At 70.0% G+C, this 14,275-nt stretch carries 15 protein-coding genes; 10 read left to right on the top strand and 5 right to left on the bottom strand.

Translation table 11 applies throughout. From position 1 onward, the window contains the following. Positions 1–66: 66 nt before the first annotated feature. Positions 67–1,482 carry an adenylosuccinate lyase gene (purB, locus tag LXM64_RS15685; RefSeq protein ID WP_419144844.1) on the bottom strand — a complete coding sequence of 472 codons (1,416 nt, stop codon included), beginning with the start codon at positions 1,480–1,482 and terminating at the stop codon, positions 67–69. After that, on the bottom strand, positions 1,479–1,982 hold the full coding sequence (locus tag LXM64_RS15680; RefSeq protein ID WP_192900646.1) for a low molecular weight protein-tyrosine-phosphatase: 504 nt from the start codon (positions 1,980–1,982) through the stop codon (positions 1,479–1,481). The genes purB and LXM64_RS15680 overlap by 4 nt, the downstream gene beginning before the upstream one ends. A gap of 114 nt (positions 1,983–2,096) precedes the next feature. Between LXM64_RS15680 and LXM64_RS15675 the strand changes: the two genes are divergently transcribed. Then, positions 2,097–2,387: a hypothetical protein gene (locus LXM64_RS15675; RefSeq protein WP_137418572.1), complete on the top strand. Its 291-nt coding sequence runs from the start codon at positions 2,097–2,099 to the stop codon at positions 2,385–2,387. Further along, entirely contained in the window at positions 2,372–3,700 is a 1,329-nt protein-coding gene (locus LXM64_RS15670) for a hypothetical protein (protein WP_234074026.1), read from the top strand. The genes LXM64_RS15675 and LXM64_RS15670 overlap by 16 nt, the downstream gene beginning before the upstream one ends. On the opposite strand, the gene LXM64_RS15665 is transcribed toward LXM64_RS15670, so the two are convergent. Next, entirely contained in the window at positions 3,672–4,064 is a 393-nt protein-coding gene (locus tag LXM64_RS15665; protein ID WP_234074025.1) for a phage holin family protein, read from the bottom strand. The two genes, LXM64_RS15670 and LXM64_RS15665, sit on opposite strands and share 29 nt — an antisense overlap. Positions 4,065–4,112: 48 nt before the next feature. On the opposite strand from LXM64_RS15665, the gene LXM64_RS15660 reads away from it, so the two are divergent. From LXM64_RS15660 to LXM64_RS15645, 4 genes are read left to right on the top strand one after another with little or no spacing between them, the layout of a single operon-like run. Next, entirely contained in the window at positions 4,113–5,210 is a 1,098-nt protein-coding gene (locus LXM64_RS15660; RefSeq protein ID WP_234074024.1) for a histidinol-phosphate transaminase, read from the top strand. 55 nt (positions 5,211–5,265) lie between these two features. Continuing rightward, complete coding sequence (locus LXM64_RS15655) at positions 5,266–6,372, top strand: thiamine pyrophosphate-dependent enzyme (RefSeq protein ID WP_234075496.1); 1,107 nt, start codon at positions 5,266–5,268, stop codon at positions 6,370–6,372. Beyond that, the gene (locus tag LXM64_RS15650; protein WP_234074023.1) at positions 6,369–7,352 is read left to right on the top strand and encodes an alpha-ketoacid dehydrogenase subunit beta; all 984 of its coding nucleotides are present in this window, start codon (positions 6,369–6,371) and stop codon (positions 7,350–7,352) included. Before LXM64_RS15655 ends, LXM64_RS15650 begins: the two co-directional genes overlap by 4 nt. 36 nt (positions 7,353–7,388) lie before the next feature. Further along, entirely contained in the window at positions 7,389–8,708 is a 1,320-nt protein-coding gene (locus tag LXM64_RS15645) for a dihydrolipoamide acetyltransferase family protein (protein WP_234074022.1), read from the top strand. Positions 8,709–8,767: 59 nt separating this feature from the next. Here LXM64_RS15645 and LXM64_RS15640 read toward each other — a convergent pair whose 3' ends face one another. After that, complete coding sequence (locus LXM64_RS15640; RefSeq protein WP_234074021.1) at positions 8,768–9,589, bottom strand: ornithine carbamoyltransferase; 822 nt, start codon at positions 9,587–9,589, stop codon at positions 8,768–8,770. A 201-nt stretch (positions 9,590–9,790) separates the two neighbouring features. On the opposite strand from LXM64_RS15640, the gene LXM64_RS15635 reads away from it, so the two are divergent. Continuing rightward, the gene (locus LXM64_RS15635) at positions 9,791–10,813 is read left to right on the top strand and encodes a trypsin-like serine peptidase (protein ID WP_234074020.1); all 1,023 of its coding nucleotides are present in this window, start codon (positions 9,791–9,793) and stop codon (positions 10,811–10,813) included. A 152-nt stretch (positions 10,814–10,965) separates the two neighbouring features. Here LXM64_RS15635 and LXM64_RS15630 read toward each other — a convergent pair whose 3' ends face one another. Beyond that, a complete protein-coding gene (locus tag LXM64_RS15630; RefSeq protein ID WP_234074019.1) occupies positions 10,966–11,259 on the bottom strand; it encodes a hypothetical protein in 294 nt (97 codons plus the stop codon). A 303-nt stretch (positions 11,260–11,562) separates the two neighbouring features. Here LXM64_RS15630 and LXM64_RS15625 point away from each other — a divergent pair, with 303 nt between their 5' ends. Genes LXM64_RS15625 through LXM64_RS15615 form a run of 3 tightly spaced genes read left to right on the top strand, consistent with a single transcriptional unit; the run spans position 11,563 to position 14,233 of the window. Further along, positions 11,563–12,558, top strand: a complete 996-nt coding sequence (locus LXM64_RS15625) for a metal ABC transporter solute-binding protein, Zn/Mn family (protein WP_234074018.1) — start codon at positions 11,563–11,565, stop codon at positions 12,556–12,558. Beyond that, the gene (locus LXM64_RS15620; protein WP_234074017.1) at positions 12,555–13,376 is read left to right on the top strand and encodes a metal ABC transporter ATP-binding protein; all 822 of its coding nucleotides are present in this window, start codon (positions 12,555–12,557) and stop codon (positions 13,374–13,376) included. The genes LXM64_RS15625 and LXM64_RS15620 overlap by 4 nt, the downstream gene beginning before the upstream one ends. After that, a complete protein-coding gene (locus LXM64_RS15615; protein WP_137418580.1) occupies positions 13,373–14,233 on the top strand; it encodes a metal ABC transporter permease in 861 nt (286 codons plus the stop codon). The genes LXM64_RS15620 and LXM64_RS15615 overlap by 4 nt, the downstream gene beginning before the upstream one ends. Positions 14,234–14,275: the final 42 nt, after the last annotated feature.

Genomic DNA, 14,275 nt, shown 5'->3' with positions numbered 1-14,275 from the left:
GCTGCAAACGCAGTCTCGCGTGGGAGATGGGCCCCGCCCCCCGGATGCCGGGAGCCCGCCCGAGGGTCAGGCGCCGGTGACGAGGGAGGCGGCGAGGCCCGTGTAGGTCGCGGGCGTCAGCGCGAGCAGTCGCTCCTTCGCCGCGTCGCCGATGTCGAGGCCGCGCACGAACTCGGCGAGATCGGCGCCGCCGACGCGGTGACCGCGGGTGAGCTCCTTCAAGAGCGCGTACGGGTCGGTGATCTGCGAGCGACCCGCGACGACCTCGGCGCGGATGACGGTCTGGATCGCCTCGGCGAGAACCTCCCAGTTGGTGTCGAGGTCGGCCAGCAGCACCTCGCGCGAGAGCGAGATCTCGCCGAGCCCGCGCAGCAGGTTGTCGAGCGCGAGCAGCGAGTGGCCGAACGCGACACCGATGTTGCGCTGCGTGGTGGAGTCGGTGAGGTCGCGCTGCAGGCGGCTCGTGACCAGGGTCGCGGCCAGGGTCTGGAACAGGCCTCCCGCGATCTCGAGGTTCGCCTCCGCGTTCTCGAAGCGGATGGGGTTGATCTTGTGCGGCATGGTCGACGAACCGGTCGCGCCCGCCACGGGGATCTGGGCGAAGTAGCCGAGGGAGATGTAGGTCCAGACATCCGTCGCGAGGTTGTGCAGGATGCCGCCCGCGTGCCGCGCGCGGTCGTAGAGCTCGACCTGCCAGTCGTGCGACTCGATCTGCGTGGTGAGCTCGTTGAACCCGAGACCCAGCCCTTCGATGAACCCGCGGGAGATCTCGACCCAGTCCGCATCCGGATCCGCCGCGAGGTGGGCCGACCAGGTTCCCGTCGCGCCGGAGAACTTCGCCAGGTACTCCGAGGACTCGAGCTGTGCGAGCACCCGCTCCAGGCGCCACGCGAAGACGGCGATCTCCTTGCCCATCGTGGTGGGGGTCGCGGGCTGGCCGTGGGTGCGGGCGAGCATCGCCGCATCCGCCAGTTCGACGGAGACCGCCCGCAGCCGCTCGATGACCTGCCGCAGTTTCGGCAGCCACACCTGCGTCACCGCGCGCTGGACGGTGAGGGCGTACGAGGTCGAGTTGACGTCCTCGCTGGTGAGGGCGAAGTGCGTGAGCTCGGCGATCCGGTCGAGTCCGAGCGAGGACAGACGATCGCGCACGAGGTACTCGACGGCCTTCACGTCGTGACGCGTGACGGCCTCGCGCTCGGCGAGCCAGTCGATCTCGGCCTGACCGAAGTCGCGGTAGAGGGCGCGGAGGGAGTCCTTCTCGGCGTCCGAGAGCGGGGACTGCCCGAACAGGCCGCGGTCGGTGAGGGTGATGAGCCACTCCACCTCGACCTCGACGCGGGCGCGGTTGAGCCCCGCTTCCGACAGGAAGTCGCCGAGGGCGGAGACGGCGGCCTGGTAACGACCGTCGAGGGGGCTGAGCGGCTGGGCGGGGAAGTTCGACACGGTACTCCGTCGAGGGCGGTGGGCCGCGCGGGTCATCCCGCGGAGCGGATGGCGGGTTCGAGTTGCCGGAAGAGCGCCCGGCACGCGCTCTCGATCATAGCGAGCACCTCGTCGAACGCCTCGGGACCGGCGTAGTACGGGTCGGGGACGTCCAGGTTGTCGTCGGTCTGCGGGTCGAACGCGCGCAGCAGCACGACCTTGTCGGAATCGTTCTCCGAACGGGCCCACGCGCGCAGGTTGCGTTCATGCGATCTGTCGAGGGCGATGACCAGGTCGTTGCGCTCGTAGTCCGCGAAGTCGAACTGTCGGGCGCGGTGATGCCGGCCGTCGTACCCGTGACGCTCCAGGGCCTCGACCGTGCGCGGATCGGCGGGCTCGCCGACGTGCCAGTCGCCGGTGCCGGCGCTCGTGGAGACCACGCGATCGCCGAGACCGACCGACTCGGCGAACCAGCGGAAGACGATCTCGGCCATCGGGGATCGGCAGATGTTCCCGGTGCACACGAAGACCACGCGGAACGGCGAGGACGCGGGCATGGGTCCATTGTGGTCCTGACGACCTCTCCTGCACAGCCACGATCTCGCGGCGAGCGATCCTCGGATCGGATGCGGCCGCACCGCGCCACTGTGATGCGGAGCGAGCATCGGGGGATGACAGACACCCTCGACGATGTCGTCTTCTCCTTCGACGCGGCACGGCGCGACGTGCTCGCAGCCGTCGAGCTCATCGAGACGGTCATCCGCGACGCCACGGGCCTCGCCCGGGCGACGGCCTGGGCGTCACCGGCGATGCGCGCCTTCCAGCTGGCGCACGACGCCTGGACGACCGCGCTCGCCGACGAGCGACGCCGCCTCCTCGCCCTCGACGACGTGATCGCGGAGATCCGCAGTCAGGCCTTGGTCACGGGTGGCGGCAACCTCTTCGGATGGTGGTCGTCGTGACCGGCGAGGTGGGCATCTCCTCCGGTGGGGCGGTCGCCGTCGACACGGCGCGGTTGCGGGATGCGGCCGCGGTGCTCGTGGGGGCGGCGGCACGTCTGGACGAAGCCGTCGCCGACATCGCCCGCGCCGATGCGCGGATCAGCGCGCACATGCTGCCGGTGCTGGGGCTCACCCAGGACGCCCGCATGCGCGAGGTGGGCGCGCTGGCCGATCGCGCGCGGGAGCAGCAGGACCGCCTGCTGATGTGCGCGGCCGTGTACGAGCTCGCCGAGATGCGCGCCGAGGCCGCTCTCGCATCCGCCGCAGGAGACGCGGATGCCGTCGCGCGCGCTCGAGAGGGAATCGCCGCGATCGAGCGGGCCTACCCCGGGGCGACGGAGCTGCTGCGAGCGGATGCCGGCCTCGGCGACGGCTGGGCGTGGTTCACCCTGCTGATGCCCTTCCTCGCGGGGGCGGGTCTGGCCACGGGGGCGGCCATCGCGCGCCTCACCGCGGTCCGCGGCCGGATCCCGTTCGGCACGCACCTGGCGCCCACGGGGCGGCCCGTGCCGGAGATCGTGCCGCTGCCACCCGCGGACCTCTCGGCCGCGGCCCCCGCAGCCCTCGCGCCGGCGCTCGGCCGGATCCCGCAGGGCGGCGAGGCGCGGGTGCGCATCGAGAAGTACGCGACCGCATCCGGAACCGCGTACGCCGTGTACGTCGCCGGCACGAGCGGGCTCGGCGGCGACGAGGTGTGGGACATGCTCTCCAACGTCCAGGGGTACGGCGGCGAGCAGTCCGACGCCTACCTGGCGCTGACGGCGATGCTCGCCGAGGCGGGTGTGCGCCCCGGCGACACGCTCTATCTCTACGGCCACTCGCAGGGCGGGATGCTGGTGGGCCAGGTCGCGGCGACCGGCGACTACGACGTGCGCGTCGTCGGGACGGCGGGCTCCCCGACCGCCGCCGACCCCGGCCCCGAGGCGATGGCCGTCGACCTGCGACACGGCGACGACCCGGTGGCGATGCTCGCCGGCGGAGGATTCGCCACGCGTGTGGGGGCGGAGGGGAGTTTCGTCGCCACGCGCGTCGTGGATCCTGCGCCGGGTCCGCAGGATCTCGGCCTGCCCGCGCACCACCTCAGCGCCTACGCCGAGACGGCCGGACTCGTCGACGCCTCGGCCGATCCGCGCGTCGCCGTGGTGCACGAGCGCATGGCCGAGCTCGAGGGCGCACGTCTCATCTCGACGCAGGAGTTCGGGGCGCGTCAGGTCGACGCCGTACCGCGGCGCCGCGCCGGTGCGGTCAGTCCCGTCGCTTCGGGCGCAGGATGACGCCGAAGATGCCGTTGATGACGGCGATCACGAGGGCCGCGACGACGCCCCACCAGAAGCTCTCGACCCGCAGGCCCCAGTCCCAGAACTCGGTGATCCAGCTGGTCAGCCACAGCAGGAACCCGTTCACGATGAGCGAGAACAGGCCGAGCGTGAGCACGTAGAGCGGGAAGGCGATCACCTTCACCACCGATCCGACGATCGTGTTCACGAGCGCGAAGACGAGCGCCACGATCAGCAGTGACAGCACGATCTCGAGCGTTCCGCCCGGCGGGAACGCGATGACGCTGACGCCGAGGACCGGGATGAGGGTCACGACCCAGATCGAGAACGCGTTCACCACGACGCGGATGAGAAAGCCCATGCCGGAAGTGTGGCACGCGCCCCGCATCCGCGCTCCTAGACTCTCGGTGTGACAGAGCCGATTCCCGTTCGTGTGCGCCCCGAGATCGCGGCCCTGCCGGTCTACCGACAGGGCAAGCCGGCCGGTGCCGACGCGTTCAAGCTCTCGAGCAACGAGAACCCCTTCGCGCCGCTGCCGCGAGTGCTGGCCGCCCTCCGCGCCGCCGAGACGGTGAACCGCTACCCGGACGCGACCGCGGCGAGGCTCCGCGTGCGTCTGGCCGAGCGCTACGGCGTCGACGCCGACGAGGTGCACATCGGCGCCGGAAGTGCATCGCTGCTCTCGCAGCTGATCCTCGCGGTCGCGGGCCCCGGCGACGAGGTCGTCTACGCGTGGCGGTCCTTCGAGGCCTACCCGAGCTTCGTCACCGTCGCCGGCGCCGACCGCGTCGAGGTGCCGCTGACGGCCGAGGGTCGTCACGACCTGGTCGCGATGGCCGCGGCGATCACCCCGCGCACCCGCGCCGTCATCGTGTGCAGCCCCAACAACCCCACCGGCCCGGTCGTGACGCAGGACGAGTTCGACACCTTCGTCGCGGCGGTCCCCGCCGACGTGCTCGTCATCCTCGACGAGGCGTACGCCGAGTTCGTGACCGCGCCGGATGCGGTCGACGGGCTGCGCCGCACGGGCGTCACCCGACCGAACGTCGTGGCGCTGCGCACCTTCTCGAAGGCCTACGGGCTTGCGGGGCTCCGCATCGGATACGCGATCGGTCACCGCCGCGTGCTGGATGCGGCGCGCGCCGTCGCCATCCCCCTCTCGGTCACCGCCACCGCTGAAGAGGCTGCCCTCGCGAGCATCGACGCCGACGCCGAGCTGCTCGAGCGCGTACGGGTGATCGCCGAACGCCGCGACCGGGTCGTCGCGGGACTCCGCGACGCAGGATGGCGGGTCCCCGACGCGCAGGGCAACTTCGTCTGGCTCGCCACGGGAGAGGCCACGACCGACGCCGCGACGGCCTTCGACGAGGGCGGCCTGGTGGTCCGCCCCTTCGCGGGAGACGGCGTGCGGATCTCGATCGGCGAAGAGGAGTCTGTCGAGCAGATCCTACGAATTGCCGCATCCGTTGTACGTGACCTCCCAGAGGGCCATCCCGCCAGCAGATAGCGTAGAGCCCGTGACCTCGCCCGACACGTTCTCTCCGGCCGACGACGACGCGCGGATGGTGCGGGTGCTGGCGGCGGACGGTTCGTTCGCGCCGACCCCCGCCGCCGAGCCCTACCTCGCCGCCGTGGCCGCGATCGACGACGCCCAGCTCGAGACCTTCTACCGCGACATGGTGGTCGTGCGCGCCTTCGACCGGCAGGCGACCAACCTGCAGCGTCAGGGCCAGCTCGCCCTCTGGCCGCCGAGCTGGGGGCAGGAGGCGGCGCAGGTCGGGTCCGCCCACGCCGCGAGAGCGCAGGACCACCTCTTCCCCTCGTACCGCGAGCACGTCGTGTGCACCATCCGCGGCGTCGACCCGATCGACATCGTGCGGCTCATGCGCGGCCTCACGCACGGCGGGTGGAACCCGTACGACCCGAAGAACGGCAACACGCACATCTACACGCTCGTGCTCGGCTCGCAGACGCTGCACGCCGCGGGCTTCGGCATGAGCCTCGTCTTCGACGGCAAGACCGGCACCGGCGACCTCGATCGGGACGAGGCCGTCATCGTCTACTACGGCGACGGCGCGTCCAGCCAGGGAGACGTGCACGAGGCGATGGTCTTCGCGGCGAGCTATCGCGCTCCTCAGGTCTTCTTCCTCCAGAACAACCAGTGGGCCATCTCGGTCCCCGTCGCGACCCAGGCCTCGGCGCCGCTCTACCGACGCGGCGAGGGCTACGGCATGCCGAGCGTCCAGGTCGACGGCAACGACGTGCTGGCGAGCTTCGCCGTCACGCGTCAGGCCCTCGACGAGGCGCGTGCCGGCGGCGGACCCCGCGCGATCGAGGCGATGACGTACCGGATGGGCGCGCACACGACCAGCGACGACCCGACCAAGTACCGCACCTCCGCCGAGGAGCAGTCCTGGGCCGAGCGCGACCCGATCGCCCGGATGGCGGCGTACCTGCGCTCGCGCGGTGCGTCGGACGCGTTCTTCGCCGACGTGGATGCGGCCGCCGCCGACTACGCCGAAGACGTCCGCGCCCGCACGGTGGCCCTCGGCTCCATCGGCACCGACATGATGTTCGACCACGTCTACAGCGAGCCGCATCCGCTCGTCGACGAGCAGAAGCGCTGGCTCGCCGAGTACGAAGCATCCCTCGAGGGAGGTCAGGCATGAGCGAGATGACCACCCTGCCGATGAGCAAGGCCCTGAACGCGGGCATGGCCCAGGCCATGCGCGACAGCGACCGCGTGCTGCTGATGGGCGAGGACATCGGTCCCCTCGGCGGCGTCTTCCGCGTCACCGAGGGTCTGCAGGCCGAGTTCGGCAAGAACCGCGTGATCGACACCCCCCTCGCCGAGTCGGGCATCATCGGCACCGCGATCGGGCTCGCGATGGGCGGGTTCCGTCCCGTCTGCGAGATCCAGTTCGACGGCTTCGTCTTCCCCGGCTTCGACCAGATCACGACGCAGCTGGCCAAGCTCACCAACCGTCACGAGGGCGCGCTGCGCATGCCCGTGGTCATCCGCATCCCGTACGGCGGGCACATCGGCGCCGTCGAGCACCACCAGGAGAGCCCCGAGGCGTACTTCACGCACACTCCGGGCCTGCGTGTGGTGAGCCCGTCCACACCGAACGACGCGTACTGGATGATCCAGGACGCGATCGCCTCCGACGACCCCGTCGTCTTCCTCGAGCCGAAGAGCCGCTACTGGCCCAAGGGCGAGGTGGACCTCTCCGCTCGTGCGCTGCCGCTGCACGCCTCCCGCATCGTGCGGAGGGGCACCGACGTCACCCTCGTCGGCCACGGCGCGATGGTCTCGACGCTGTTGCAGGCCGCCGCGCTCGCCGAGAGCGAGGGGACCAGCTGCGAGGTCATCGACCTGCGCTCCCTCTCGCCGGTGGATTACGGCCCCATCCTCGACTCCGTCGCCCGCACCGGTCGCATGGTCTACGCGCAGGAGGCGCCGCAGTTCACCTCGCTCGGCTCGGAGATCGCCGCGACCGTCACCGAACGCGCGTTCTACTCGCTCGAGGCCCCGGTGCTGCGCGTGTCCGGGTTCGATGTGCCCTTCCCGCCCGCCAAGCTCGAGGGGCAGTACCTGCCCGATGCCGACCGCATCCTCGAGGCCGTCGACCGCGCCCTCGCCTACTGACCACTCCGCCCCTCAGGTACGGCGAAAGGAACCGCAATGAGCACGCAGACCTTCCATCTCCCGGATGTCGGCGAGGGTCTCACCGACGCCGAGATCGTCACCTGGCACGTCAAGAGCGGTGACACCGTCGCCGTCAACGACGTGATCGTCGAGATCGAGACGGCGAAGTCGTTGGTCGAGCTGCCGTCGCCCTTCGCGGGAGTGGTCGGCGAGGTGCTCGTCGAAGAGGGGCAGACGGTCGATGTCGGGGCCCCCATCATCACGATCGCGGATGCGGCGGCTCCCGCATCCGATGTCCCCGCACCCGGCGACCCGGGACTCCCGGCCCCCGCCGCCGAGCCCGAGGCGGGCGGCTCCGTCCTCGTCGGCTACGGCTCCGCCGGTGCCGTCACTTCGCGGCGCCGCAAGCCCGCCGCGGCGCCCGCCGCATCCGCCGCCGGGGTCGTGGCGAAGCCGCCGATCCGCAAGCTCGCCCGCGACCTGGGCGTCGACCTCTCCGCCGTGACGCCCAGTGGCGCCGGCGGCGAGGTGACGCGCGACGATGTCGTGAAGCACGCGTCGCAAGCGAGCGTGTTCCGCAACATCGAGACGCCCGAGTGGCCCGAGGTGCGCGAGGAGACGATCCCGGTCGCCGCATCCGTGGCCGAGTCCGACCCGCGCGAGGAGTCCATCCCGGTGAGGGGTGTGCGCAAGGCGACGGCCGGGTCGATGGTGCGCAGCGCGTACTCCGCGCCGCACGTGACGGTGTGGACCGACGTCGATGCGACGCGCACGATGGAGCTCGTGAAGCGCCTGAAGGCGTCGCCCGACTACGCAGACACGAAGGTCTCGCCGCTGCTGATCATGGCCCGCGCGGTCATCTGGGCCGTGCGTCGCACGCCCATGGTCAACGCCGCGTGGGTCGACGGCGACGACGGTGCGCAGATCAACCTCCGCCACTACGTGAACCTCGGCATCGCGGCGGCGACGCCGCGCGGCTTGATCGTCCCGAACATCAAGGACGCCCAGAACCTGAGCATGCGCGAGCTGGCGAAGGCCCTGGAGCGCCTGACGCTCACGGCGCGCGAGGGCAAGACCCCGCCCGCCGACCAGCAGCAGGGGACAATCACGATCACCAACATCGGCGTCTTCGGGATGGATGCGGGAACCCCCATCATCAACCCGGGTGAGGCCGGGATCATCGCGATGGGAACGATCCGACAGAAGCCCTGGGTGGTCGACGGCGAGGTGCGCCCGCGTTTCGTGACCACGGTGTCCGGTTCGTTCGATCACCGCGTCATCGACGGTGACGGCATGAGCCGCTTCATCGCCGACGTCGCCGCCGTCCTCGAGGAGCCCGCCCTCCTCGTGGAGTGATCCCCGCCTGGGTCCGCACCCGCCCGGCGCCCGCATCCCGCCCGCAGGAGCGGACGCGGCTAGCCGATTCCGAGGCAGGAGGCCATCACGGCCTGGTGCACGGGCAGGAGTGCGCTCTTGAACGCGTGACCGACGAAGGCGGGATGTGCCACCGCGTCCTCGCTGACCTCCCGCCCGCGGATGAACGGCGGGCACGGATTCAGCCGGACACCGCGAGGCGCCGCATCCAGCAGGGATGCGGTGATCCGATACGGCTCGAGGATCTCGGCGTGGCTCCCGGGGTCGTCGGTGATGATCACGTCGGCGGAGCGGATCGCCGAATCGAGATCCCCGACCCATCGCGCGCCGGGTGTGCGCAGCTCGGCCGGCGCGCACTGCACCACGTCGAGCCCGAGCGCGCGAGAGGCTTCCTGCCACGCGCGCGAGATGTTGCCGTCAGGCCCGACGAACAGGAAACGTGTCGCGGCGAGATCGCGGTTCCGTCGCAGCATCCACAGGTCGGCGAGGACCTCACAGGGATGGTTGATGCCCGTCATCGCGTTCACGATGGGAAGGGCGCCCGGGGCCGCGAGGGCCTCCAGCACGCCGATGTCGCCGTGGCGGACGACGGCGAGGTCGGCCCAGCCGGCGAGGTAGCCCGCGACATCCGCGTGCGCCTCCGGCTTGTCGAGGGTGGACTCGGGAAGGACGACCGGCTGCAGACCCATGAGCGCCGCGCCGCGCTCGAATGTGACACGGGTGCGAAGACTCGTCGCTGGGAAGAACATGACCGCACAGCCCGACGTCTTCGGACCCCGCCCCGCTTCGTATGCGTCGGCGAGGGCGAAGACCTGCTCGATGTCGGCGGATGTCCAGTCGTCGAGGCGGATGAGGGAGCGCATCCCGCCACCGTATCGACGCGGATGCGGCTGGCTCACCGCATCCTGCCGCCCGGTCGCCCTAGGCCGCGCCAGCCGTGAAGCAGCTCGATACCCCGCAGCGCAGTGCCGCGTCGCCTGACAGCTCTGCTGGCACTCTTCACACCGCCCACTCAATTTGGCATGCTGTGAGAAAGCTATTTGTTGCATATGAGGGGGAGGATCATGATGGCGACAAATCGAAAGGTCCGGAGGCGGATTGCGGCGGCGGTGATCTGTCTCGTGCTGCCGGCTGGTGCACTCGCTGCGGGGGCGGGCGCTGCATATGCAGCGCCCGCGGACTCTGCAGGCGTCTCACCGGACGAGGTGACGCTTGTCGACAACCATGGAAACATCACAACTCTGCCGGTGGAACTCAATACCGAAGACATCGCGCCGAGCGAGATCGGTAGCGGCGATCTGGCAGATCTGGAAGGCGGATTCGTCGTCGGTGAGTTGACCATCGATCCGGATGTTGAGAGCGAGATGCCCCTCTCCCCGGCAGCGCCCGGCGGACCATCGTCTCGGGTCATCATCGGAAGCGATGACCGTGTGCAAGTGTTCCCCAACAGCTCGCCGTTCTCGCAGATCCCCCTGTTGCTCTACCAGCGCAACGGCACCGGCTACATGTGCTCGGGGGCCTTGGTCGGTCAGCGAACGGTCGTGACCGCTGCCCACTGCTTGTACGGTGACGGCGCTTGGGCTACCGAGATGTATGTCTACTTCGGCGCGGAGGGCAACACCGCAGAGTATGGGTGCATCCCCACCAACCTCACCGTTTCGCAGAACTGGATCAGCTTCGGGGACGGTGCATCCGACTGGGGGCTGATCCGACTCAACTGCAACATCGGTGACGTTGTCGGCCACATGGGTTACCGGGATCCCGGTGGCGGCGTGAACGCGAACTACGGTTATCACCGGGTCACGGGTTACCCGGGAGACAAGGTGGGCGTGAACGGACCGGGTTACCACATGTGGCAGCACACTGACTCGGCGTATGCCTTCGGCGCAAGCCAGCTCACGTACACGATCGACACCTCCGGCGGTCAGAGCGGCGGACCTGTCTGGGCACTCCAAAGCGGCACCGCATGCGGCAACTGTGTGATCGGTGTGCACACTTCGGGGAACTCGTTCGTGGGTCAGAACTATGGCACGCGCATGAACCTCGGCTTCAAGACGGCGACCGACGCGGCGATAGCCGCAGGGTAGAGACGCAGGCTCGGGGCGGGGGCGGTGAACCGCCGCCCCCGCCCTTGTCTCGTGTTCACGCCACTTCCCGCGGCGTCGCCGGCGTGGTCGGGTCCTACGGTCCGCTCTCCTGCGGTGACGCCTTCGGCAGCATACGTTCCTGACGCATCCGCTCAAGCGGCTTCGTCGCCGGCTCCTCCGAGCCTCTCAAAAGCGCCGGACAGCTCGACGCTTTCGAGACCATGGGCGCTCCTGGCGCTCGCGACCGATACCGGTGGGAGCGTCCGGGTGACCGTGGGTCGCGGAGCGTCGGAGGGAACGATGGGCGGGGCGTCGTCGTTGCCACGGCCGAGGTTGGTGACGCTCAGAACGATGGCCGTCGCCACGAGCGCGGCCACCACCACCGCGCCGACGATGAACCCCGGATGCGCGAAGGGGTTCCGCTCGGTGTCGGCCTTCTCAACCATGACGATGCTCCTCTCAGGCTCCGGCGAGGATCGCCTATCAGTGCGTCACCACCACCGATCACGATCGCTCTGAACATCGGCCAGAGGATCGTCAGGGGCATCGTGACCCCTCACCACGGTGAGCGATGCCGAAGCTGCGGTCCGGTCTTCCGAGTTTGGCGACGCGGACGCACCGAGGCAGTTGCAACACACCGGGTGGGCCCCGGAATTCGTCGTACACGTGTCGAGCGAACTCGAACCATGTGCCATCGTCGTGCTCAACCGATTTTGATAACGATTATCAGTAGGCGTAGAGTGACCGCCATGCCCCTGAAGACCCGACTTCTCCTCGCGCCCGCCCTCGTCGCCGGCGCAGCCCTCACGCTCGCCGGATGCGCGTCGGCCACGGCCGATCCGTCGCAGAGCTCCGCATCCGCCGGCGCGATCACCATCGTCACCTCGACGAATGTCTACAGCCAGATCGCCGAGGAGATCGCGGGGGATGCGGCCACGATCACGCCCGTGATCTCGTCCGCCGCGCAGGACCCCCACGACTACGAGGCCACGGCCGCGGACCAGCTGACGGTGCAGAAGGCCGACCTCATCATCCAGAACGGCGGCGGGTACGACGCGTTCATGGACTCTCTCATCGACGCGAGCAAGTCCGAGGCTCCGGTGATCGTGGCCGCCGAGTACTCCGACAGCTGGCAGGGCACCGAGGCGACCGAGCACGACACGGACGAACTCGAGGCGAGCCCGCACTCCGAGCTGGAGCACGACCACGACCACATCGAGGGCTTCAACGAGCACGTCTGGTACGACCCGCACACGATCGAGCACGTGACCGAGGCGATCACCGAGGAGCTCTCGCGTCTCGTGCCCGACGAGGCGGAGACCTTCCAGGCGAACTCGACCGCGTTCCTCGCGCAGGTCGCCGGTCTCGAGAAGTCCCTCGACGACATCAAGGCCGCCCACGGCGGCGCCGAGGTCTTCGTGACCGAGCCGGTGCCGGGCTACCTGATCGCCGCCGCCGGACTCGAGAACGCCACGCCGGACGAGTTCAGCGAGGCCGTCGAAGAGGGCCAGGACGTGCCCGCGGCGGTGCTGCTGGCGGCTCTCAACGAGGTCACGTCGGGCGAGGTGAAGGTCGTCATCGCGAACGCTCAGGCCGGCGGCGCCGAGACGACGCAGATCATCGACGCGGCGGGTACCGCGGGCATTCCGGTGCTCGAGTTCACGGAAACGCGTCCGGACGACCAGACTTACATCCAGTGGATGCAGAAGAACATCGAGGACCTCGCCGGAGCCCTCGACAAGTGACGGCCGAGCGCGACCCGCTCGTCATCGCGTCCGCTGCGCTTCGGCGCGGCGGACGCGACCTGTGGCGCGGGCTGGATCTGACCGTCGCGCCCGGCGAGCTGGTTGCCGTTCTCGGACCCAGCGGCGCCGGCAAGACGACGCTGCTGCGGGCGATCCTCGGCCTCGACAGGCTCAGCGAAGGAACGATCACGGCCCTCGGGGCGCCGGTCACCCGGGCCGGGAACCGGCGCATCGGCTACATCCCCCAGCAGCGCCCGCTGCCGCGCGACACCTCGATGCGCGGCCGCGATGTCGTCGCGCTCGGCGTGGACGGCCACCGCTTCGGTCTGCCGATCTCCCGCCGTCGCGACCGGGCTCGCGTCGACGAGCTCCTCACCGCCGTGGGTGCTGAGACCTTCGCCGACCGTCCCGTCGGACTGCTCTCCGGCGGGGAGCAGCAGCGGCTCCGCGTCGGACAGGCGCTCGCGGACGACCCCCGCCTCCTGCTGTGCGACGAGCCGCTGACGAGTCTCGACCTCGCGAACCAGCAGGCCGTGGTGTCGCTGATCGATCGGCATCGCCGGCAGCGTCAGGCCGGCGTTCTGTTGGTGACCCACGACATCAACCCGGTGCTCGACACGGTCGACCGCATCCTCTACATCGCCGGCGGCACCTTCATGCTCGGGACCCCCGACCAGGTGCTCGACTCCGCCGTGCTCAGTGACCTCTACGGCGCTCCCGTGCACGTGCTGCGGGCGGGCGGACGCCTCGTCGTCGTCGGAGCGCCGGATGCGGAGCAGTCGCACCACCACCATCACGACCACGAGGACCACGCATGAACTGGAGCGACGTCGGCGACGCGCTGTTCGGAGGCGTGGCCCAGTACGGCCAGATCCTCGAGCTCGTGCAGAACTCGGTGTGGGCGGGCGCCGTCCTCGGCATCGTCGGCGGTCTCATCGGCGTGTTCGTGATGCAGCGCGACATGGCCTTCGCGGTGCACGGCATCAGCGAACTCTCCTTCGCCGGCGCCGCTGCCGCCCTCCTCCTCGGCTTCGACGTCGTGACGGGATCCATCGTCGGCTCGATGATCGCCGCAGCCCTCATCGGCTGGCTCGGCTCCCGCGCGCGCGATCGGAACTCGATCATCGGTGTGCTGATGCCCTTCGGCCTCGGTCTCGGCATCCTCTTCCTCTCGCTGTACAACGGACGAAGCGCGAACCGGTTCAGCCTGCTCACGGGCCAGATCGTCTCCGTGCAGACCGGGCAGCTCGGCGTGCTCATCGCGATCGCGGCCGTGGTGCTGGTGGGTCTGCTGCTCATCTGGCGCCCGCTGCGCTTCGACTCGCTGGATCCCCAGTCGGCCGCCGCGCGCGGTGTGCCGACGAGGGCGGTCTCGCTCGCGTTCATGCTGCTGCTCGGGCTCATCGTGGCCGTCGCCGTGCACATCATCGGCGCATTGCTCGTGCTCGCGCTGCTCGTGACCCCCGCAGCGGCCGCGATGCGCATCTCCACCGGCCCGCTCGCGGTGCCGCTGTGGGCTGCGCTGTTCGGCGTCGTCTCCGCCGTCGGCGGCATCCTGCTCGCGGTGGCGGGCACGCTGCCCGTGAGCCCGTACATCACGACCATCTCGTTCGTCATCTACATCGTCTGCCGCGCGATCGGAGCACGCCGCGACCGCGTGACGCGTGCCGCCTGAGAACAGCGCCCGGCCCGCTGCCAGGGTGCGCGGGTAGGATTC

The organism is Microbacterium binotii, assembly GCF_021398715.1.
GTDB classification, from domain to species: domain Bacteria; phylum Actinomycetota; class Actinomycetes; order Actinomycetales; family Microbacteriaceae; genus Microbacterium; species Microbacterium binotii_A.
The sequence above is the reverse complement of the archived record's forward strand: the minus strand, read 5'-3'. Positions and strand labels throughout refer to the sequence as shown.